Below are 21,171 nucleotides of genomic sequence, written 5' to 3' on the forward strand. Positions count from 1 at the left end.
GTTCCGTAGCGCCGTGGTTTCCTTTTTCGGATGTTGAACGCTTCCCGTTGATGGTTTTCAGAAAACGCTCTTTCCGGTTCATGATGCGCGACAGACGGCAGGGTGAACCTGTGCGCTCCGGGCGTGGGATCTTCACGCGGCGCGCGCTTCTGGTCATGGCCGTGCAGGCTGGCGTTCTGGGAACACTGGGACGGCGGCTTTACAACATCCAGACGGTGGACGGTGATCATCTGCGCCAGCTTGCCGAGCGCAACCGCACAAGCAAGCGGCTGCTCGCCCCGGCGCGTGGCCCGATCCATGACCGTTTCGGTGTGGCGCTGGCAGATAACAAGGTGAGCTGGCGCGCCTTGCTCATGCCAGAGGAAACGACCGACATCCCGGCCGTTATCGAGCGTTTCTCCCAGATCGTCCCGCTCGATGAGCATGACCGGGCCCGGATCGAGCGTGATCTCCGTCATGTCCGCAAATATGTTCCGGTCACGCTGCATGAGTTCCTGTCTTGGGATGACATGGCGCGGATCGAACTGAATGCGCCATCGCTGCCCGGCGTGCTGGTGGATGTGGGATCGACACGGCTCTACCCGTTCCATGACCTGACAGCTCATATCGTCGGTTATGTCGCGCCACCCAATGAAGAGGATGTTTCGAAGGATACGACCCTGTCCCTGCCGGGTATGAGAGTTGGCAGGGCTGGGATCGAACAGACGCAGGAACAGCTCCTGCGTGGCGATCCAGGTTCCGTGGAGATGGAAGTCAATGCTGTTGGCCGCGTGATTGGGGAGATCGACCGTGTGGAGGGCCAGCAGGGGCAGGATATCCACCTGACGATTGATACGGTGCTGCAGCAGCAACTGCGCGACCGGCTTGGGGATCGGGTGTCCAGTTCTGTCATCATGGACTGTCGCAACGGTGAAGTCATGGCGATGGTCAGCACACCATCTTTCGATCCTTCCCTGTTCGATTCCGGTGTCAGTCATGCGCAGTGGAACGCCTGGAACAGCGACCCCCGGACCCCGCTGGTGGACAAGGCGGTTTCTGGCCTCTACCCGCCGGGTTCCACCTTCAAGCCAGCTGTGGCACTTGCCGCCCTGAAATGTGGTGCCGTCTCGGCGACAGATCGTTTCAACTGCCCGGGCTATCTGGACGTGGGTGGGGTGCGCTTCCATTGCTGGAACCGCTGGGGTCATGGCATGATCAACATGCGCGAAGGCCTCAAATATTCCTGCGACGTCTATTTCTATGAGGTTGCCCGGCGCTGTGGCATGGACCCCATCAAGCTGGTGGGGAATGACATGGGACTGGGCGTGAAGCTCGGGATCGAACTGCCTCATTCACACCCCGGTGTCATACCGACACCGGAATGGAGGCAGCAGCACGGTTTCCACTGGAATGGCGGTGACACCATCAATGCCGGGATCGGACAAGGTTTCGTTCAGGTGACACCACTGGCGCTGGCCACCTATGTGTCCCGGCTGGCGTCTGGGCGAAACGTGCAGCCGCATCTCCTGCGTGCCACTGATGATACGCTCTCACCGCTTGCCGCGCTGGATACTGCTGCGCCGCTTGACCTTCCACCTGCGTATCTTGACGTCGTGCGTGGTGGCATGTTCGCCGTCGTGAACGAGGCGCATGGTACGGCGCCAAAGGCGCGGCTTGATCTTCCAGGCATCCAGATGGCGGGGAAGACCGGCTCCGCACAGGTGCGTCGTGTCTCGCGGGCCCTGCGTGAATCCGGGCACTTCAATTCCATGAACCTGCCGTGGGAGTACCGGCCGCATGCCCTGTTCATCTGCTTCGCGCCTTATGACGAGCCGCGCTATGCCGTCTCGGTTGTCGTGGAGCACGGAAATGCAGGAGCTGACGAGGCCGCACCGTTGGCTAAGCTTATCATGACCGATACGCTGCTTCGTGATCCGGCGAACCAGTCCCGTCCTCCGGGACAGAACGTCGCCCAAGCCAGCGCTCCGCCATTGAGAGGCAGTACGGAATGAACGCCTTTGGTTTCCTGAAGCCGGAAAAGCGTCTCCTGCGGGCGGAGCCGGATTTCCGGCCGCTGGCCCAGCTGCTGCAGGTCAACTGGCTTTATGTCCTGCTGGTCTGTCTGCTGGCTGGTGTGGGTTACGTCGCGCTTTACTCCGCAGGCGGAGGATCGGCCAGACCGTTCGCGGGGCCGCAGATGATGCGGTTCGGTTTCGGGCTTGTCATGATGGTTGCTGTCTCGCTGGTCAGCCCGCGCATCCTGCGGTTGCTGTCCGTGCCGCTCTACCTTTTTTCCATTGCCCTGCTAACGCTCGTGCTGCGCATGGGGCATGTGGGCAAGGGAGCGGAGCGCTGGATCAACCTCGCGGGGATGCAGTTCCAGCCTTCCGAATTTGCAAAGATCGCGCTCGTTCTGATGCTCGCGACATGGTTCTATCGTATCGGTCCGGACCGGATGGGCAATCCGTTGCGTCTGGTGCCACCCGCCCTGTTGACGCTTCTGCCTGTTCTGCTGGTGCTCAAGGAGCCGAACCTTGGGACGGCGACGATCATCGGTGTGATCGGCGCGACCATGTTCTTCGCCGCCGGGATGCGGTTATGGCAGATCATCATCCTTGTGGCCCCCATCCCGTTTCTCGGGAAATTTGCGTACAGTCACCTGCACGATTACCAGAAAGCCCGGATCGATACGTTCCTGCATCCGGAGCATGATCCGCTCGGAGCCGGATACAACATCATCCAGTCCAAGATCGCGCTTGGTTCAGGCGGTATGTGGGGTGAAGGATACCTGCGCGGCAGTCAGGGACAGCTCAACTTCCTGCCTGAAAAACAGACGGATTTCATTTTTACCATGATCGGGGAGGAATGGGGATTTGTTGGCGGGATTGCCGTCATCGGCCTGCTGGCGACCCTGACGCTGGGAGGGATGCTGATCGCCATGCGCAGTCGCAACCAGTTCGGGCGCCTGCTCGGTCTGGGGATCGCCATGGATTTCTTTCTTTACTGCGCGGTGAACCTGTCCATGGTCATGGGCGCAATTCCTGTCGGTGGTGTGCCGCTTCCCCTGATTTCCTATGGTGGATCAGCCATGCTGACGATGATGTTCGGTTTTGGCCTGCTCATGTCAGCATGGGTTCATCGGAACGAGCGCGATCCGGGTATGGAAGAAGACGCCGAAGCCTGAGCTTTCACAGGGCCAGCAGAACCTTGGAAGAGGTCTTCCGGTCCAGCGAGGCGGCGAAGGCATCCGCATAGTCTTCAAGCTGGAAGCTGTGCGTGATGAGTCCATCGGCGATCCAAGGATTGTCCGCCAGCATTTTCAGGGCGTCTCCGAACTCCGTATCGAACCGGAACGTGCCGCGATAGTCCAGTTCACGGGCGATGATCTGGCCTAGGGGCGCAGGAATATCGCCGGGTGGGAAAATTCCGACCTGCACCAGAATGCCACCTTTTTCCGTACGGCGGATGGCAGTCGGAAGAGCCGCGGAAACGCCGGTCGCTTCAAAGACGATCGGATATTCCTCCTCGTTTGTCTCCCGGCTGGTGTTACGCGCGCCGGTGGCGCCAAGCCGTGTTGCAATTTCCAGCGGGAAATCGTGTAGATCCGTCGCTATGATTTCGCGCGCTCCGGCGATTTTCAGCCCGGCCACGATCAGGGAGCCGATTGGCCCCGCACCCTGCACCATGACCCTGCGTCCACTGACGTCACCCGCACGCGCAATGGCATGAAGGGCCACGGAAAACGGTTCCGCAAGACTGGCGCGCCGGACATCGAGACCGGGGGGCAGGGGGTAAAGCTGGTCTTCCCCGACGACCATCTGCCGCCGGAAGCCGCCCTGTGTGTGCGGCAGGAAGGCTGCGCTTCCAAAGAAGCGCATGTTCCGGCACAGATGCCGGACACCGCGCTGACATTCCGGACACTGGCCACAGGCTCGGGCCGGATGGATCGCGACAGGCTGCCCAACCTGAAAGCGCGTCGCGCCAGGGCCGATGGCATCAACGATTCCGGAGACTTCATGCCCCAGGATCATGGGTTCACGCAGAACGGATGCGCCGGCCCCACCATGCAGAAGGTAATGCATGTCCGAGCCACAGATACCGCCCCATGCAGGGCTGACCAGAACTTCGCCGGGCCCAGGCTCCTGCAACGGGACCGTATCAAGCCGGAGATCGTTTTTTTCGTGAATGACAAGGGCCTCGGTGGTCCTTGACCCATCGAATGATGACATGACCATGCGCCTGTAGATAAAGGGAAAATACAGGCTTGCACGTTAAACCGAAGCTCTGGCGGGCGGGATGACGTTTCAGTGTTGTCACGCTGACGTCAGGGATCTGCTCATATGGCTTTCCCGGATATGGCTGTCATCCTGTAAAGGCGGTACGCCACAGGCGAGAAGAAAATCCGCAATCCCGTCAAGAATTTCCGGTTGACGGGATGGATCATCCGGATCGCCCTGTGGAACCCAGATCAGCGTTTCATACCGTGCCCGTGTCAGCAGAACGCGATAAGTGTTGAGCCGCCACAGGGCTTTCTCCGCTGTCCGGACGGTCTGCCATTTTGTACCGGAAAAAGTCCGGGCCTGCCATGCCCTCTGGTGTGGCAGGCGGATCAGGTCTCCATCCCAGCAGAGCCCGACGAAGTCCAGTTCCAGCCCCTGAATAGCGAACTGCGTTGCCACTGTTTCCAGAGCATCGGATGCGCGGACATCTTTCTCCGGAATCCAGCGGTTCAGGAACTACTGTGCCACGGCGGCCGAATCCATATGCGGGACTTCACATCCCAGACCTTCTGGGCGCAAACGCTTTGCCGTGGCACTGGAAACAAGTCCGCACCGATATGTCAGGCGCGTTCTTTTTCGCAAACCGGCCCGGAGATCTTTCAGGTTCCGCGTCAGGCGAAAGGGAAGGTGACTGTCCTGTGCGATCCGTGCCGCGCTCTGGATGTCACCCTGTAGCATGGCCTCTACCCAGCGCGGTGTGTTCTCTTCACGCAGAGAGCGGATAGCGACGGTCAGGTGGAGGGCGCGCTGGGTCGTGACGGAGAGGGTGGAAGGCAGATGCGTCAGGGTGTCGGAGCCGATGACATCCGGTGCGGCCTGCACGCACCAGACCGGACGTTCCAGTAAGGCTTCTCCCCAACAGGCGAGCCCACCTTCACCGTCATGGATTTCCTGTCCCTGTCCGATCAGACAGACAATCGCTGCAAAACCGTCGTGCCGTGCCATGATATCCAGCAGGTGGGCGGGTTCAGACTGGGTTAGGGTCACCGGGCGTTGCCGGCTTTTGCGGATGGCCTGTTCTGCTGTCCAGGTGCGTTGCGCCTCGTCAATGACCATGATCCGTTCGGGCGGACATTCCAATAATCGCGAGACGTAATGGTCCCGGAATTTTGTCAGGGACTGGATGGTGGATTCCATCCGGTGTTCGACGACTTTTCGTTTTTGTCCCTGTGCCACGGCATCACGGATCAGGGCTTCGCGCAGAACGGCAACCAGTGTCGGATTTGCAGTCAGGAATGTGGCCTCCGTGCCGGGATGACCAGTCGCAAAAGCGGCTTTGAGACCACAGAGCGTCTTTCCCGCACCGGGAATGCCGGAGACGAAAATGATGGTTTTCCGGTTCTGCTGGCGTGCCTCATTCAAACATGTCGCGATACAGTTGGAAGTCCGGGTCAGGTTCGTGGCGTCTGCCCGGGCTGTATGGATGTCCGCCACGCTGTGTGTGGCGTAAATCAGACGTGCAGCTTCAATGATGCTGGGAACAGGATCATAAGGAGCGTCTTCCCGGTCCGCCGGGATCATGGGCCCGATGGAAGATGCTGCCCTGGCGCACAGACGGGCAAGCACGTCAGGAAAATCAGCCGCATTGCAGTACTGGACCACCGTTACACCAGATCCCAGAAGTAACGGCTCCGTTTGGGAAACGGCAGGTCCCTGCGTGGCGATTAGGATGGGAATGATAGGGTGACGGCGGCTACCGGCATGAAAATCCTGAAGATCCAGCGCATAACCTTCTGTCTGGGCGGTTGAGGCGGCATCGAAGCTGCGAGCGCCAACTTTGAATTCCAGAACAAAGACAGCATCCGGCGAAACCAGTACTGTGTCGATCCGCCCACCAAGACGGGGAATGGGATACTCAAAGATGATCTGCCAGCCGGAGGCTTCCGGCATGGCGGTCAGTGTTTCACGCAGGAGATCAACCTGTGTGGCCCATGCACGGAGTTGAGCGGGTTCGTTTTGAAAACGTCTCTTTGCGGCCTGATGAGCCAGACGCTCGCAGATCTGTCCCGGATCGGTTCGCAGGAACGTGGTGATGGAACCGGACCACCACGCTCCCACCGGATCAGCCCTCGATCTGTCCGAAATCCGCAATCAGGGCCGTCGTCTCCCGGAACCGGTTCAGCAGTTTCAGGCGGTTGATGCGGAGGGCTGGCTCCGGTGCGTTGACCGTCACTTTGTCAAAGAACACATCCAGCGTCGGGCGCAGGGCCGCGATGGCCTGCATGGCATCCGTAAAGCGTTCGTCCTTCAGGGCTGCCTCGATCGTCGGGATGGCCTGATCCAGCCCGGCGGCAAGGGCGCGTTCCTCATCCTGTGCATAAAGGGAGGGATCAGGTGCACCAATATGCGGGCCGTCCTTTTTGTCCTCAATGCGCAGGATATTGGCGGCGCGCTTGGCAGCGGCGAGCAGGTTTTTGCCGTTTTCCGTCTGGATCATATCCGACAGGGCAGACGTCCGGGCAAGAAGACGCACGAGATCACCGTCCAGACCACCGGCAAGGGTGGCAGCCAGTACATCATGCCGCTCGCCTTCGCTGCGAAGCTGAACGCGCAGGCGTTCCGTGATGAAGTCTGGCAGTCTGGACAGGTCTCCACCGCTGCGCCCGGCTGCGGCTTTTGCGAACAGGTCCGTCAGATCGAGGCGCAGGCCATTATCGCGGATCGTGCGGATGATGCCCAGGGCTGCCCGGCGCAGGCCATAAGGATCGCCTGACCCACTGGGTGTTTCCCCGATGGCGAAGAAGCCGGTCAGCAGGTCCAGCCGATCCGCCAGTGCTACGGCGACGGACACCGGAGCCTTTGCCGTCTCATCGGATTGCCCGCGCGGCATGTAATGTTCGGCCACGGCCTGGGAGACGGCCGCGTTTTCGCCATCATGGGCTGCGTAATAACCGCCCATGACGCCCTGAATCTCCGGAAATTCGCCAACCATGCCGGTCGTGAGATCGGCCTTGGCGAGCAGCCCGGCGCGTTCGGCCTGTGGGACCTGCGAAGCATCCAGCCCCATGGCTTTCGCGATGGTCCCGGCCAGCGCGGAAATCCTTCTGGCGCGCTCACCCTGCGTGCCGAGTTTGGCGTGGAACGTCACGGCGTCCAGTGCCGGAACGCGGTCGATCAGCTTCGTCTTGCGGTCCAGATCCCAGAAATGGCGGGCATCGGCGAAGCGCGCGCGCAGGACACGTTCGTTTCCGGCAATTGTCAGTTTGCCACCATCCCTGAACGGCAGGTTGGCGACGAACACGAAAAAGGGTGCGGCTTTACCGTCCTTGTCCCGGAGAGCGAAATATCGCTGGTTGATCCGCATGGAGACCTGCATCACCTCGGCGGGCAGATCCATGAACGCGGCGTCAATCTGTCCCATCAGCGGGACCGGATATTCCACCAGTCCGGCCACTTCGTGCAGCAGGCCATCATCCTGTACCACTGTCACATCATGTTCGGCGGCCAGCCGCGCAATGCCGGTGCCGATCATGTCACGGCGGCGGTCATCATTGATGATGACGAAGCGTGTTTCGAGTTCCTGTTCCCACTGGTCAGCGGACAAGACCTCGAACGCGCCCGGGGCAAGGAAACGGTGTCCTTCGGTAAGGTTGGAGGATTTCAGGCCGTGTGCCTCGTCTCCCTCACGGGCCAAGGCAAACGGCACGACACGCCCGTCCAGCAGACACAGGATGCGGCGAAGCGGGCGCACCCAGGTGAAACCGGAATTCACACCCCAGCGCATGGATTTCGGCCAGGGGAATTTCCAGAGCAGTTCCGGCACGGCTTCGGCGACGCGGCTTTCGGCGCTGACCGGATCGAGAGACCGGTTCAGAACCCAGAATCCGTTCTCCAGTGTAAGTTCGTCCGGCGTGACGCCATGTTTGCGGGTGAAGCCCTGAAGCGCTTTTTCCGGCGCGCCTTCACGTGGGCCGCGCTCCGAGACGGTGCGTGCCGGGATTTCGGCATCCACGTTCAGGGCGACGGCAATGCGTCGCGTCCCGAACCATGTCCGCATATCGCTCGGATGCAGGCCATCGAGGGCCTTTGTCAGCAGTGTACCGAGGTCCGCTGCCGCGCGGGGCTGCATACCGGCCGGGATTTCTTCGCTGAAGAGTTCGAGCAGCAGTTTAGCCATGGGTCGTCTCCTCCTCACCTGCCAGCCAGGCTTCACACGCGGCTTTCGCCAGCGTTCGCACGCGTCCGATATAGGACGCCCGCTCGGAGACGGAAATCACACCCCGTGCGTCCAGCAGGTTGAACAGGTGAGAGGCTTTCAGACACTGGTCGAAGGCTGGCTGTGCCACTCCGGCTTCCGACAGGCGCAGGGATTCCCGTTCCGCATCGTTGAAATGCGCGAGAAGCATCTGTGTGTCGGCCAGCTCGAAATTATGCCGGGAGTAATCCCGTTCCGCGCGCAGGAACACGTCGCCGTATTTCAGGCCTTTGCCGTTGAAATCGAGGTCATAGACGTTTTCGACGCCCTGCACATACATTGCGAGGCGCTCAAGACCGTAGGTCAGCTCTGTCGAAGGCATAACCGTCGGGATGCCACCGACCTGCTGGAAATAGGTGAACTGCGTGACCTCCATCCCGTCGCACCAGACTTCCCAGCCTAGCCCCCAGGCGCCGATCGTCGGGTTTTCCCAGTCATCCTCGACGAATCGGATGTCATGCTTTTCCGGGTCGATGCCGATGGCGCGATAGCTTTCCAGAAGCAGGTTCTGGCTCTCTTCCGGCGTGGGCTTCAGCAGGACCTGATACTGGTAATAATGCTGGAGGCGATTTGGATTCTCGCCATAGCGTCCGTCGGACGGGCGGCGGCAGGGCTGCACATAGGCTGCGGCCCAGGGGCGGGAACCAAGTGCCCGCAGGGTCGTATGGGGGGAGAGCGTTCCGGCCCCGACTTCCGTGTCATAGGGCTGCAGGATGGCGCAGCCCTTGTCGGACCAGAATTGATGAAGGCGCAGGATCAGTTCCTGAAAGCTGGGCGGCCGGGTCGCAGGCAATTCGATAGGCTCCGGTTTGGCAAAATTGTAAGCCACCTTACAGGTAGGTGCCTGTTACCGGAAGTGACGGCGGCTTCCTCATCTTGTCGGAAAGGGTTGGGTAGCTCATATGTAGAGGGTGATCCAATTGCCTCGTCTGGAAGGATAGAGACGATGAACAACGAAGAACGCGACCTTATTTCCCGTTTCATCGCTCGTGTTGGCGGTGCGCAGCAGGGAAGCAGCTTCGGCCAGCAGCAGACACCGGCGCTTCCGCCCATCGACCCTGAGGCGGACCGTTTCATTGCCGACAACTTCCAGAAATATCCGGAAGCACGGTATCGCATCACCCAGATGGCCGTGGTGCAGGAAGCCGCTCTTGCGCAGGCGCAGAACCGCATCCGGCAGCTTGAATTCCAGCTCCAGCAGGCCCAGCAGCAGATCGCCCAGCTTCAGCAGCAGGGCGGAAACAAATCATCCGGCGGACTGTTTGGTGGTCTGTTCGGTGGCAACAAGCAGGCGAATGCCGCCCCCCCGCCGGGTTGGGGTGCGAACCAGTCTGCTCCGCCTCCGAATTACGCCGCTGGTGGCCCGCAGAATTATGGCTATCCGCCGGGATACCAGCCGGGCATGTTCCAGCGTGGAGGAACCGGTTTCCTTGGTTCCGCACTCACCACGGCGGCTGGTGTGGCTGGCGGAATGATGACGGCCAACGCCCTTGAGGGGCTTTTCTCCGACCATCATGGCGCGGCTGGTGGTGATGCGGCTGGCGGGTTCGGTGCCGGTGGCGATACGACGGTTATCAACAACAATTATGGCGCCGATCCGTTCTCCGGTTCGGGCACCGACGCTGGCAGCGGCTTCTCGGATTCCGATTTCGGCGGCGGTGGCGACAGCGGCGGTGATTTTGGCGGCGGCGGAGACGGTGGTGGAGATGGCGGCGGCTTCGACGACATGTTCTGATCGCCCGGCTACTGACTGACCGATTGGCCCGTCCAGACCTTATTCAGGGTCCGGACGGGTTTTTTGCGCTGTCCCAACTCATCGGCCCACGCTGCGTTGTGTAACGGTACGTCATTGTTTTCCTGCCCAGTACCGGAGGCTTTTCCATGTCTGCCAGCGACTTCCGTGATCTCGTCGGATTGAGTGACCTTCAGGATGGCCAGATTACGTCCTTCTCGCTTGATGGCAAACCGATCGTTCTTGTGAAGGATGGAGACCGGGTTCAGGCCTTCGGGGGCAAATGCCCGCACAAGGAAGCCCCGCTGGAGCAGGGAGCCTATTGCCGGACGGAAAAAGGCGCGGTTCTGGTGTGCCCTTGGCATAAGGCAGTGTTCGATGCCGCGGATGGAAGCCTTGTCGAGCCTCTCGCGCTGGACCCGCTGCCGCGCTACCCGGTGGAAATTGTGGACGACCGTGTGCTTGTGGGTCTGAAGCCGCTGTCCCGCCCGGAACTGCAGCCGCGCCGGGGCAATGAAAGCGTCCTGATTCTCGGGGCTGGTGCGGCAGCCGTCAGTGCGGCGGTGACCCTGCGACAGGAAGGTTTCGATGGTGAGATCACGATGGTCAGCGAGGAGAAGTATCTCCCGTACGACCGCACGGCCCTGAGCAAGACCGTACTTGTCAGCGAGCCGGACAAGGCTCATGCGCCACTTCTGCGCTCCGAAGAATTTTATGAGCACCACCGGATCACCCGGCGCAAGGCCAGTATCACGGCGTTCAGCCCCGACAGCCGGACCGCGACGCTGGATGACGGTTTCGAACTGACGGGCGATCACATCCTGATCGCCACCGGCTCCATTACGAAAACGCTGGATATTCCTGGTGTGGACAAGGAGCGCGTACTGATCCTTCACCGGGAGAAGGACGCCGAGGAGATCGCCCGTATCCTCGATCCGGATCAGGCCGTGACGATTGTCGGGGCCGGGTTCATTGCGCTGGAGGTTGCGTCCTCCCTGCGCCAGAGGGGGGTAGGTGTTACGGTCATTTCCAATACTCCCATCCCGATGGAAAAGCAGTTCGGCCGGGAAATCGGTCTGCGCCTGCGCCAGTTGCATGAGGAAAACGGCGTGGCGTTCGTGGCGGATTCTCCCGTCACGGCGATTTACGGGGACAAGGTGGCCGAGGGCGTGGAACTCGAAGATGGTACCCGTCTGTCCTCCGCGTTTGTGCTGTTGGGTGTCGGCGTGACGCCAGCCACGGATTATGTGAACGGGCTGGAGCGTGACAGGAGCGGTGCCATCGTGGTGGACGGGCAGATGCGGGCTGCACCTGGCGTGTATGCGGCCGGGGACTGTTCAGCCACCCGTCATGAGGGTGGAACACGGCGAATCGAACACTGGCGCCATGCGGAAATCCAGGGGCGGATCGCAGCCCATGCCATGATGGGCCACGAGACGGACGTCATACCGATGCCGTGGTTCTGGACCCAGCAATTCGGCAAGAAGATCGAGCTTCTGGGCTGGGGGGACACTTTCGATAACATTATTCTGGAAGGGGATATCCGCGGTTTCAGCTTCCTTGCCACTTATCTGAAGGGCGGAAAGCCCGTGGCGCTCGCCGGGGCGGGACATGCTTATGACATGGCGCGCGCCGCCGTGGACTTTGACGGATTTCTCAGGGAGAAGCCTGCGCTTGTGCAGGAAGCTTGACAGAAGCGGCCTCGCCCGGCTTCCTGCGCCGACTTATCCGCACAGGTAGTTGACGAGGCCCGACATGCATCCATACCGCACCCATGACTGTAGCGCCCTGCGTGAGCAGGACGCCGGACAGACCGTCCGCCTTTCCGGCTGGGTGCACAGCAAGCGCGATCATGGCGGCCTGCTGTTCATTGACCTGCGCGACCATTACGGCATCACCCAGATCGTCATCCCGGCGGGGACGGATCTGCTGGAGCGCGCCGATGCGCTGCGTGTCGAGAGCGTCATCACCATCACGGGCAAGGTTGTGGTGCGCGAGGATGGCCAGCGCAATCCGAACCTGCCGACCGGTGACATCGAGGTCCGCGCCGAGGAACTGGATGTCCGGTCCAACGCCGCTGTCCTGCCGTTCCAGGTCAATGGCCACGAGCACTACCCCGAGGAACTGCGCCTGAAATACCGGTACATCGATCTCCGTCGCGAGAAGATGCACCAGAACATCATGCTGCGCAGCAAGGTCATCGCCAGCCTGCGCCGGCGGATGATCGAGCAGGGCTTCACCGAATTCCAAACACCGATCCTGACGGCCTCCTCGCCGGAAGGTGCGCGTGACTTCCTTGTGCCGGCCCGTCTGCATCCGGGGAAGTTCTATGCTCTGCCGCAGGCTCCGCAGCAGTTCAAGCAGCTTGCGATGGTCGCGGGTTTCGATCGTTACTTCCAGATCGCGCCGTGCTTCCGTGACGAAGCCTCCCGCGCGGACCGCAGCCCCGGTGAGTTCTACCAGCTTGACTTCGAAATGTCCTTCGTCACGCAGGAAGACGTCTTCACCATTCTGGAGCCGGTTCTGGCCGGTGTGTTCAACGAGTTCACGCCTGATGGCTGGAAGATCACGGACGGTGCCTTCCCGCGCATTCCCTATGCCGATGCCATGCGGGATTATGGTTCCGACAAGCCGGACCTGCGGAACCCGCTGATCATCCGGGATGTAACGGAAGCGTTCCGTGATTCCGGCTTCGGTCTTTTCGCCAAGATCGCGGCCTCTGGGGGGCAGGTCCGTGCCATCCCGGCGCCGGGCGCGGGAGATCGTCCGCGCGGCTTCTTTGACAAGCTGAATTCCTGGGCGCGTGAGAGCGGTGCCGGCGGCCTCGGGTACATCATCTTCGAGGAAAACGGCGGCAAGGGGCCGATTGCCAAGAACCTTGAGCCGGAGCGCGTTGAGAGCATCCGTAAAGCCTGTGGTCTCAAGGCCGGTGACGCCGTGTTCTTTGCTGCCGACAAGGGTGATGAGGTGGCCAAGTTCTCCGGTGTCGTCCGCACGAAGATCGCGACAGAACTGGACCTGATCGAGAAGAACGCCTTCCGCTTCTGCTGGGTCGTGGACTTCCCGATGTACGAGCTGAACGAGGAGACGGGGAAAGTAGACTTCTCCCACAATCCGTTCTCCATGCCGCAGGGCGGTCTCGAAGCACTGAACACGCAGGACCCGCTGACCATCAACGCCTACCAGTATGATATCGTCTGCAACGGTGTTGAACTGTCTTCGGGCGCAATCCGGAACCATCTGCCGGAGGTGATGCTGCGGGCGTTCGAGATTGCCGGCTATGGACCGGAAGTGGTCGAGGAGCGTTTTGGCGGCATGCTGAACGCGTTCCGTTACGGCGCGCCTCCCCATGGTGGTGCGGCGCCGGGCGTGGACCGTATCGTGATGCTGCTGGCTGATGAGCCGAACATCCGTGAGGTCATTCTCTTCCCGCTGAACCAGAGCGGTGAGGACCTGATGATGGAAGCTCCGGCCCCCGTCGAACCGGCCAGGCTGAAGGAACTTCATCTGGCTCTGGATCTTCCCAAGCCGAAACCCAGCGTTTCAAAGTCCTGATATGGATGAACCGGTGCCTTTTAGAGGCACCGGTTTTTTTATGGGCCATGTCTTTCGTGATGATCGTCGGACAGGTTCGGAAGGTCTAAAGATGGGAGTGTCACAGTTGCGGGTGGACAATCCTCACAAGTCTTCGAAGCAAAAAACATAAAATTTGAGAATGGCACGAATGAGGGTGGTCTTTGTGCGCAGGCGGGAAACAAAATCGCCGTTCAGAAGCACTGAGATGGGGCGCGGCATAAAAACAACATGCCGGATCCTTTGTCTTACAGATTGCAAACGTTCTGTTGTGTCGAACAGTTGGTCACGCTTCTGAATTTCAAGGTAGGTCTCATGACATGACGATATTCGGCCGCTTCCTTTTCCATCTGCGCAGACGCGATCTGGCTGCGTACGGGAATGGCGCTTTGTGTGTGCTGGGATGACAGGGAAGCGGTCTCTGCCGTGCCGTCTTACTTGATGCCGTCGTCCCTGTCGCGGATTCCGGCTTCGGTCCGACCGCGATCTGGAAGCGCATCGGTTCCGGTCGTCGCCGCGCCATCACTGTCCCATATTGTGCCTGTAAATGTGGAACGTGCTCGCCAGTCGCCTCTGCGGGATGAGCAGGGTATCACCACGATTTTTGTTTATCCGGTGCGCGATGTTCCGGTGCTGGATCTGACAGCGAATTTCTTCGGTGGTTATCGTGATACGATTCCGGGCGCCGCAGGCGGTTCGACCGCGATAACGGGCGAAATTCGTATTCAATGGTAAGGGAAGAGAGCGGGAAGCATTTTCCCACGGGCAGGGTGCAACATTTCGTTATCGACGTCGTTGATAGGGCATATCCTTACAATGATGGATGAATGACCATGGCTACCGATACAAAGAATGCTTTCCTGACGGACGTGAAGATCCTTCGTGAAAAGGCCCGTCAGTCCCTCGACAATGGTGCGGTTGTCCCGACCTATCAGGGTGATGTCCAGACCGCGATCGATCTGCTTCAGGCCGTGCTGGCGACGGAAATCGTTTGCGTCCTGCGCTATACGATGCATTCCATCGCGGTTGAGGGCCTCACCAGCGAGAGCGTCGGCAAGGAATTCCAGGAACACGCCGCCTCCGAGCGCAAACACATGCTGGGTGCCGCAAATCGGATTGACCAGCTGGGCGGTGTGCCGAATTTCAACCCGGAAGGCCTCGCCACCCGCTCTGCCACGGAATACGGCAATGGCGGCAACCTCGTGGAAATGGTCAAGCAGGATCTGGTCGCCGAGCGGATCGTGATCGAGCACTATCAGGAACTGATCCGTTACTTCGGGGACAAGGATCCAACGACCCGTATCCTGCTCGAAGGCTTCCTCGCGGATGAAGAGGATCACGCCACCGATCTGCATGATCTGCTGGTCGCTCACGAAGGCAAGCCGTTCCTGTCCTGAAATTCTTCAGGGATGTGAGGTCAATGGAGCGGGGAGGTCTGTGTGAAACAGCTTCCCGTTCTTTTTTTTGCCATAACAACGCCTTATGGCAGCCGAAACCCACCTTTAGAACTTCTCTCTGTCATGTTCCCCTGCCCTGAGAGGAGGTATCTGTGCTCAAGCATTTATCCGGTATTTTTGCCGTATCCGCTCTCTTCGCATCTGCCATGGCGCTTGCTCCCATGGGGAGCGGGACCGCCCACGCCCAGTTCGTCCCCTATAGCGGTCCGTACGGACAGAGACCTCCGCCACCACGTGATCTCGTTGAATCCGTTCCCCCTCATGCCCGGGGGATGCGGTGGCGTGGCGGACACTGGGAATGGACCGGCCGGGGTTACCGGTGGCGACCGGGTCGCATGGAAAGGATGCAGGTCAACCGGCTTCCGCCGCCGCCTCCACCGCCACCGCCGGGGCAATTTCAGCCGCGCCCGTAAGGGCTGCCTATTTCCGCAGCGTCACGAGAACCGGAACATGATCGGAAGACTTTTCCCGGGCGCGTTCATCGCGGTCGATGGTGAAGGCTTCCAGCCGGTCCGCCACGCGGGGCGAAAGCAGGGCATGGTCAATTCGCAGGCCTGAATTACGCTGGAACGCCGCAGCCTGATAATCCCAGAATGTGTAATGACGCCCGGTCGGTTCAAGTGCCCGTAGGGCATCCGTGAGGCCTGTCCAGCGGAGACGATTGAAGGCAGCCCGGCTCTCGGGACGCGTCAGGGCATCTGTGGGAGAGAGTGCGCCGGGAGCGAAATCCTCGTCCGTGGGGCAGACATTATAATCGCCCAGGAACAGGAACGGGCGTTCTTCGGCCAAGAAAAGTCTGGCGCGGAGGGTGAGGGCATCGAAGAAAGCCATTTTCCGGCCATAGCCTTCTTCGCTGCCGGAATTTCCGTTCGGCAGGTAAAGATTGCCCACGGTCACGCCATCAAGCTCCGCCTCGATATAGCGCGCGGCCGGATCTTCAACGCCGGGCAGATGGCGTGTCGTGACAGTGAACGGGTCGCGCCCAATCAGAGCCACACCGTTATAGGCTTTCTGTCCCGCTGTTGCGATGTGAAAACCAGCTTCTGCGAAGGAGGCTGGAAACTGGCCGTCCTCGCATTTGATTTCCTGAAGGCAGAGCAGGTCGCATTCAGGATGACGGTCCAGCCAGTCATGAACCAGATGGGCACGGGCGCGAATGGAATTGATGTTCCAGCTTGCAATCGTCAGTGACATCGGATCACGCCAGCGAGAAACTGGTGCCGCAACCGCAGGAAGAGGCGGCATTGGGGTTCGTGATCGTGAAATGCGCGCCCATCAGTTTGTCCACGAATTCCAGCTGCGCCCCTTCCAGCAGTTCCAGACTGGTTGCATCAACAAGAACTTTCGCCCCGTCACGTTCGATGACAACATCCTCCGGGCCAGTGTCGCGATCCAGCTTGAACTGGTACTGGAAACCATTGCAGCCACCAGCAAGGACGGAGACGCGCAGCGCCAGTTCCGCGGGATCCGGTTGTGCGGAAACGATCTCTACAATGCGCGCCGCCGCACTTGGGGAGAGGGAAAAGGCTGGTGTGTCGGTCATCGGTCGGCTCCGGACTGTGATGCCTGCCCTGCGCGGCCCAAGGGCTGTTCCGATGCGCCGGAGGAAGGCGAAAGATGTTCCGGAACAGTCCGTCAAGGCAGGACGGGAATGGTCCTGATTATATGGCGAGAGGATGCGGGAGCGCAAAGGGGGATAAAGGAAGCCGTCGGGGAAAGGGGCGGTTGCGCCCTGACTGCGCTGCCGTAGAATGACGTCGTGATCCGGCTGGAAACGGCGCTCTTTGGCCCGACGGCTCACAGTCAGGGAGTGCATCCATGGTGGCAGTCTATGCGGTACAGGAAGCCGGAGCGCGCGGGCGTCTCTATCCGGAGCCGGAAAGTCCTGTTCGCTCACCCTGGCAGCGGGATCGTGACCGTGTCCTTCATTCCGCCGGTTTCCGCACCCTTCAGTACAAGACGCAGGTCTTCATCAACCATGAGGGTGACTTTTTCCGCACGCGCCTGACCCATTCCCTTGAAGTGGCGCAGATCGCCCGCTCGATTGCTCGTAATCTTGGCCTGAACGAGGATCTGACGGAAGCGGTGGCGCTGGCTCATGATCTTGGGCACACACCCTTCGGGCATGCGGGTGAGGATGCGCTCTCCCTGGCCATGCAGGACTGGGGCGGCTTCGATCATAATACCCAGTCCCTGCGCCTCGTGACGTCTCTGGAGGCCCGGTATCATGCTTTTGACGGGCTGAACCTGACATGGGAGGCCCTGGAAGGGCTGGCCAAGCATAACGGCCCGGTCAAACGGCCTACCCCCTATCTCGTGGATTACGATGCAAGGCATCATCTGGATCTTGCAAGTTATGCCTCTGCCGAGGCGCAGGTCGCCGCCATGGCAGATGACATCGCCTATCACGGCCATGATCTCGATGACGGCCTGCGGGCCGGACTGCTCTCCTTCGAAGACATCGAGGATCTGCCCATCGTAGGCGAAGCCCTCATTCATTCCCGCGAGCTGGAGCGGCGAACCGGACGCGAGGCCTTCGATCAGGCGCAGCGTGTGCGCCATGAGACCATTCGTATCGTCATCAATGCGCTGGCCACGGACCTGACGGACCAGACATGGCGCAATCTTGAGGCTCTGAACCCGCAGTCAGCCGATGACATCCGTCATGCAGATCATCCGGTGGTGGCTTTTACGCCGCAGATGCGCGAGGCCAACAAGGCCATCCGTAAATTCCTGTATGCCCGGATGTACCGCCACTGGCGCGTCAGGCGCATGACACGCAAGGCCAGGATCGCGGTGGCGGAAATATTCGATATCCTGTCGGAGGAGCCGGGTCTTCTTCCCGATCCCTGGCAGCAGCGTGCAAAACTCCTTGACGAGACGGCGCGGCGGCGGCTGGTAGCGGATTATATCGCTGGAATGACCGATCGTTTGGCGATGGAAGAACATCGACGGTTGACGGACCTCTCCGTGCTGGGCTGATAGAGCCTCTCTGATGCGTTACAGGAATCGAGCTGAAATGGCCGCTGCACCCACTGCCCCCACGACTGACTGCCTCTTTGCCCGCACACGGGAGCAGGTGTGCGAGGCATTGCGGTCTGTTGTCCCCGGAATTCCGGAGGAGGTTGCGCAGCGTGTCGAGGTCACGCCCCCGCGTGACGCCGCTCATGGTGACATGGCGACGAACGCCGCTCTGCTGGCCGCCAAACCCGCACGTCGCAGACCTGCCGAGATTGCCGCCGAACTGGTACGGAAGTTGGTGGAACTGCCGGAGGTGGAGAAGGCCGAAGCCGCCGGTCCGGGCTTTGTGAACCTGACCCTGAAGCCATCTGTGCTTCAGGATGTGGCGATATCCGTCCTGACGGCTGGTCCGGCCTATGGCCGTTCCAGACTGGGGCAGGGGACGCGCGTCAATGTGGAATACGTCTCCGCCAACCCGACCGGCCCGATGCATGTCGGCCATTGCCGCGGCGCGGTTGTGGGGGATGCGCTGGCCAACCTGCTGGAGGCGGCGGGTTATGGTGTCACGCGCGAATACTACATCAACGATGCCGGAACCCAGGTCACGGCTCTGACATGGGCAACCTACTGGCGCTACCTCCAGGTCATAGGCACGGACATCGATGCCGAAACCTTCGGGAAGCTGACTCCTGCGGGTCTGCAGTATCAGGGAGATTATCTCGTCCCCGTTGCACAGGCCATCGCCGCGGAACATGGCCGTTCACTGGCAAATGAAGATGGCAGTCCGGCCGATCCTTCCGTCTGGTTCGAGACGGTGCGCCGCGAAACACTGGTGAAGATGATGGCCGCCATCCGTGAGGATCTTGCGGCACTGGGCATTACCCATGAAGTCTTTGCCAGCGAAGCGGAAACGCTGGCCAGCGGCCGTGTAGATGCCGCCATTGCGGCACTGGACGCCAAGGGATTGCTGTACGAAGGTGTTCTGGAGCCGCCGAAAGGCAAGTTGCCGGATGACTGGGAAGCTCGTCCGCAGACACTGTTCCGCTCTACGGATTTCGGGGACGATACCGACCGTGCGCTCCGCAAGTCCGACGGTTCCAACACCTATTTCGCGAATGACATTGGCTATCACGCCCAGAAAGCCGCGACGGCAGATGTCCTGATCGATGTACTTGGTGCGGATCATGGTGGGTATGTCTCCCGCATGCGCGCCGCCATTGCGGCTCTGACAGACGGCAAAACCGATTTTGAAGTCGTCATATGCCAGATCGTGCGCGTGATACGGAATGGCGAACCTGTCCGCATGTCCAAGCGCGCGGGAACTTTCGTCACGTTGCGTGATCTGCTGGATGAAGTCGGCCCCGATGCCGTGCGCTTCACGATGCTGACCCGCAAGGCCGATGCACAGATGGAGTTCGATCTGGACGCCGTCGTGGCCCAGACGCGCGATAATCCGGTCTTCTATGTCCAGTATGCCCATGCCCGCTGTCGGTCCGTCCTGCGCTCTGCCGAGACGATGTTCGGCGCGGATGCCGTGACGCCGGAAGCTCTGACGAAAGTCGATCTGTCCGGTCTGTCCTCGGATGTGGAACTGGCGGTCCTGCGTCGACTGGCCTCTTTCCCCCGCACGGTGGAAGCAGCGGCCGTGGCGCGTGAGCCGCATCGCATCGCGACCTATTGCATTGATCTGGCGTCCGATTTCCACGCTTTGTGGAACCGTGGACGTGAGGACACGACCCTGCGATTCCTGCATGAGAACGACCGTGAAACCAGTCTTGCCAAGCTGGCGCTCGTTTCGGCCATTGCGGAAACGCTGCGCTGTGCGCTTACCATTCTCGGCGTTGTGCCGGTAGAGGAGATGCGATGACACCGGAAAATGACAGGGACCGGGACGTCAGGGAGCGCAACGTCAAGGACCAGGCCCCTCGCGACCAGCCTTCCAGGGACCAGGCGCCCAGAGATCCGGGCGACTATGCGGACATGCCTTCCCGCCCGGCGGCGGGTGGCGGTCGTTTTGACCGCGAACGCCTGACCAACGATTACGAGGAAGAACCGATCCCGCGCCGTCGTCCTGCGGCGGCGGGTGGAGCCATGGGCGGTGGCCTGAAAAACAGCATGTCTTCCATGCTGGGCAATGATCCTGCCACGCGCAAGCTGGTGGGGGGGGCGATCGGGATTGGCGCTGTCCTGCTGCTGGCTGTCGGTGGATGGTCGCTCATGGGTGGGCATCAGGGCGGCATTCCCATCATCGGGCCGCCGCCCGGCCCGGTGAAGGACCGTCCGGCCGATCCGGGTGGCATGGAAATCATGGGTGGCGATGGCGCTGAAACGGACATGACCGGCAACGGAGACGCCCATCTGGCTCCCGGCCCCGAGCAGCCTGATACGAAGGGACTGGCCCAGCAGTATGGCGTGCCGCCGGGTACGCCCGCGCCGGATGCAGGCAGGTCGCCAGCTTCCCCGGCTCCGGAAAACGGCCAGCCTGTTCCGCCTCCATCCGGAACACCGTCGCAGACACCTGTGGCGCCCGCCGTGCCGTCTTCTGAAGACAAGGCGGCTCCGGAGGCTGCCCAGCCGGTGCCGGAGGCGCCAAAGCCCGTCGAGACGCCAGCGCCCGCGAAGGAAAAGCCGAAAGACGCGGCGCCCGCCAGACCGCCGCATCATGCTGTGGAGCGGCCTTTGCCGCCGCCTGTTCCCGCGCCTGAAAATGGTGGACCAGCTGAGAAGCCGGCCACGGGTGGAAGTCGTGAGGTGCAGCTTGGTGCGCTCGACAGCGAAGCGGCCGCCCGCAAGGAGTGGGACAGCCTGCGCCATCAGGCTCCGGCGCTCTTCGCCGGGCATACGCCGCTTTTCGAGAAGACGACCCATGCCGACCACACGTTCGTGCGTCTGCGGATCGGCGGTTTCGCGGACCTGAAGACGGCGCGAGCGTATTGCGTGAAGCTGCATGCCCAGTCCATCGCCTGCACACCGGCACAGTTCTAGGGGCTGAGG

General features: G+C 60.9%; 16 protein-coding genes and 1 pseudogene. 11 read left to right on the forward strand and 6 right to left on the reverse strand.

Features of this window, described 5'->3' with window-relative positions; genetic code table 11:
• The first annotated feature begins 50 nt into the window (after positions 1–50).
• Together mrdA and rodA are read left to right on the forward strand one after the other, a co-directional pair.
• The gene (gene mrdA / locus GMO_RS02040; protein WP_040507356.1) at positions 51–1,991 is read left to right on the forward strand and encodes a penicillin-binding protein 2; all 1,941 of its coding nucleotides are present in this window, start codon (positions 51–53) and stop codon (positions 1,989–1,991) included.
• Positions 1,988–3,163 carry a rod shape-determining protein RodA gene (gene rodA, locus GMO_RS02045; RefSeq protein WP_008850588.1) on the forward strand — a complete coding sequence of 392 codons (1,176 nt, stop codon included), beginning with the start codon at positions 1,988–1,990 and terminating at the stop codon, positions 3,161–3,163. Before mrdA ends, rodA begins: the two co-directional genes overlap by 4 nt.
• Before the next feature lie 4 nt (positions 3,164–3,167).
• On the opposite strand, the gene GMO_RS02050 is transcribed toward rodA, so the two are convergent.
• The 4 genes and pseudogenes from GMO_RS02050 to GMO_RS02070 all read right to left on the reverse strand — a co-directional run bounded on the left by GMO_RS02050 (position 3,168) and on the right by GMO_RS02070 (position 9,247).
• Positions 3,168–4,214 (reverse strand): L-idonate 5-dehydrogenase, encoded by a 1,047-nt coding sequence (locus tag GMO_RS02050; RefSeq protein ID WP_008850589.1) that lies wholly within the window; start codon positions 4,212–4,214, stop codon positions 3,168–3,170.
• Positions 4,215–4,292: 78 nt separating this feature from the next.
• Positions 4,293–6,149, reverse strand: a pseudogene (locus tag GMO_RS02060) (DUF2075 domain-containing protein).
• A gap of 172 nt (positions 6,150–6,321) precedes the next feature.
• On the reverse strand, positions 6,322–8,376 hold the full coding sequence (gene glyS / locus GMO_RS02065; RefSeq protein ID WP_008850592.1) for a glycine--tRNA ligase subunit beta: 2,055 nt from the start codon (positions 8,374–8,376) through the stop codon (positions 6,322–6,324).
• Positions 8,369–9,247 carry a glycine--tRNA ligase subunit alpha gene (locus tag GMO_RS02070; protein ID WP_040507357.1) on the reverse strand — a complete coding sequence of 293 codons (879 nt, stop codon included), beginning with the start codon at positions 9,245–9,247 and terminating at the stop codon, positions 8,369–8,371. Before GMO_RS02070 ends, glyS begins: the two co-directional genes overlap by 8 nt.
• 153 nt (positions 9,248–9,400) lie before the next feature.
• Here GMO_RS02070 and GMO_RS02075 point away from each other — a divergent pair, with 153 nt between their 5' ends.
• The 6 genes from GMO_RS02075 to GMO_RS14605 all read left to right on the forward strand — a co-directional run bounded on the left by GMO_RS02075 (position 9,401) and on the right by GMO_RS14605 (position 15,629).
• Positions 9,401–10,189, forward strand: coding sequence for a DUF2076 domain-containing protein (locus GMO_RS02075; protein WP_008850594.1), 789 nt, complete (start codon positions 9,401–9,403; stop codon positions 10,187–10,189).
• A gap of 146 nt (positions 10,190–10,335) precedes the next feature.
• On the forward strand, positions 10,336–11,877 hold the full coding sequence (locus GMO_RS02080) for an FAD-dependent oxidoreductase (protein WP_008850595.1): 1,542 nt from the start codon (positions 10,336–10,338) through the stop codon (positions 11,875–11,877).
• Positions 11,878–11,941: 64 nt separating this feature from the next.
• Positions 11,942–13,741 carry an aspartate--tRNA ligase gene (gene aspS, locus GMO_RS02085; protein WP_008850596.1) on the forward strand — a complete coding sequence of 600 codons (1,800 nt, stop codon included), beginning with the start codon at positions 11,942–11,944 and terminating at the stop codon, positions 13,739–13,741.
• A 444-nt stretch (positions 13,742–14,185) separates the two neighbouring features.
• On the forward strand, positions 14,186–14,494 hold the full coding sequence (locus tag GMO_RS02090) for a hypothetical protein (protein ID WP_139064341.1): 309 nt from the start codon (positions 14,186–14,188) through the stop codon (positions 14,492–14,494).
• Positions 14,495–14,592: 98 nt separating this feature from the next.
• Positions 14,593–15,156 carry a ferritin-like domain-containing protein gene (locus GMO_RS02095; RefSeq protein ID WP_040507660.1) on the forward strand — a complete coding sequence of 188 codons (564 nt, stop codon included), beginning with the start codon at positions 14,593–14,595 and terminating at the stop codon, positions 15,154–15,156.
• A gap of 332 nt (positions 15,157–15,488) precedes the next feature.
• On the forward strand, positions 15,489–15,629 hold the full coding sequence (locus GMO_RS14605) for a hypothetical protein (RefSeq protein WP_245528434.1): 141 nt from the start codon (positions 15,489–15,491) through the stop codon (positions 15,627–15,629).
• A 7-nt stretch (positions 15,630–15,636) separates the two neighbouring features.
• On the opposite strand, the gene xth is transcribed toward GMO_RS14605, so the two are convergent.
• Positions 15,637–16,410, reverse strand: coding sequence for an exodeoxyribonuclease III (gene xth, locus GMO_RS02100; protein WP_008850600.1), 774 nt, complete (start codon positions 16,408–16,410; stop codon positions 15,637–15,639).
• Positions 16,411–16,414: 4 nt separating this feature from the next.
• Complete coding sequence (locus GMO_RS02105; protein ID WP_040507663.1) at positions 16,415–16,759, reverse strand: HesB/IscA family protein; 345 nt, start codon at positions 16,757–16,759, stop codon at positions 16,415–16,417.
• A gap of 275 nt (positions 16,760–17,034) precedes the next feature.
• On the opposite strand from GMO_RS02105, the gene GMO_RS02110 reads away from it, so the two are divergent.
• Genes GMO_RS02110 through GMO_RS02120 form a run of 3 tightly spaced genes read left to right on the forward strand, consistent with a single transcriptional unit; the run spans position 17,035 to position 21,162 of the window.
• Entirely contained in the window at positions 17,035–18,198 is a 1,164-nt protein-coding gene (locus GMO_RS02110) for a deoxyguanosinetriphosphate triphosphohydrolase (protein WP_008850602.1), read from the forward strand.
• A gap of 37 nt (positions 18,199–18,235) precedes the next feature.
• Positions 18,236–20,044, forward strand: coding sequence for an arginine--tRNA ligase (gene argS / locus GMO_RS02115; protein WP_008850603.1), 1,809 nt, complete (start codon positions 18,236–18,238; stop codon positions 20,042–20,044).
• Positions 20,041–21,162 carry an SPOR domain-containing protein gene (locus tag GMO_RS02120; RefSeq protein ID WP_008850604.1) on the forward strand — a complete coding sequence of 374 codons (1,122 nt, stop codon included), beginning with the start codon at positions 20,041–20,043 and terminating at the stop codon, positions 21,160–21,162. The genes argS and GMO_RS02120 overlap by 4 nt, the downstream gene beginning before the upstream one ends.
• Positions 21,163–21,171 lie beyond the last annotated feature (9 nt).

This window comes from Gluconobacter morbifer G707, assembly GCF_000234355.1.
GTDB lineage: Bacteria > Pseudomonadota > Alphaproteobacteria > Acetobacterales > Acetobacteraceae > Gluconobacter > Gluconobacter morbifer.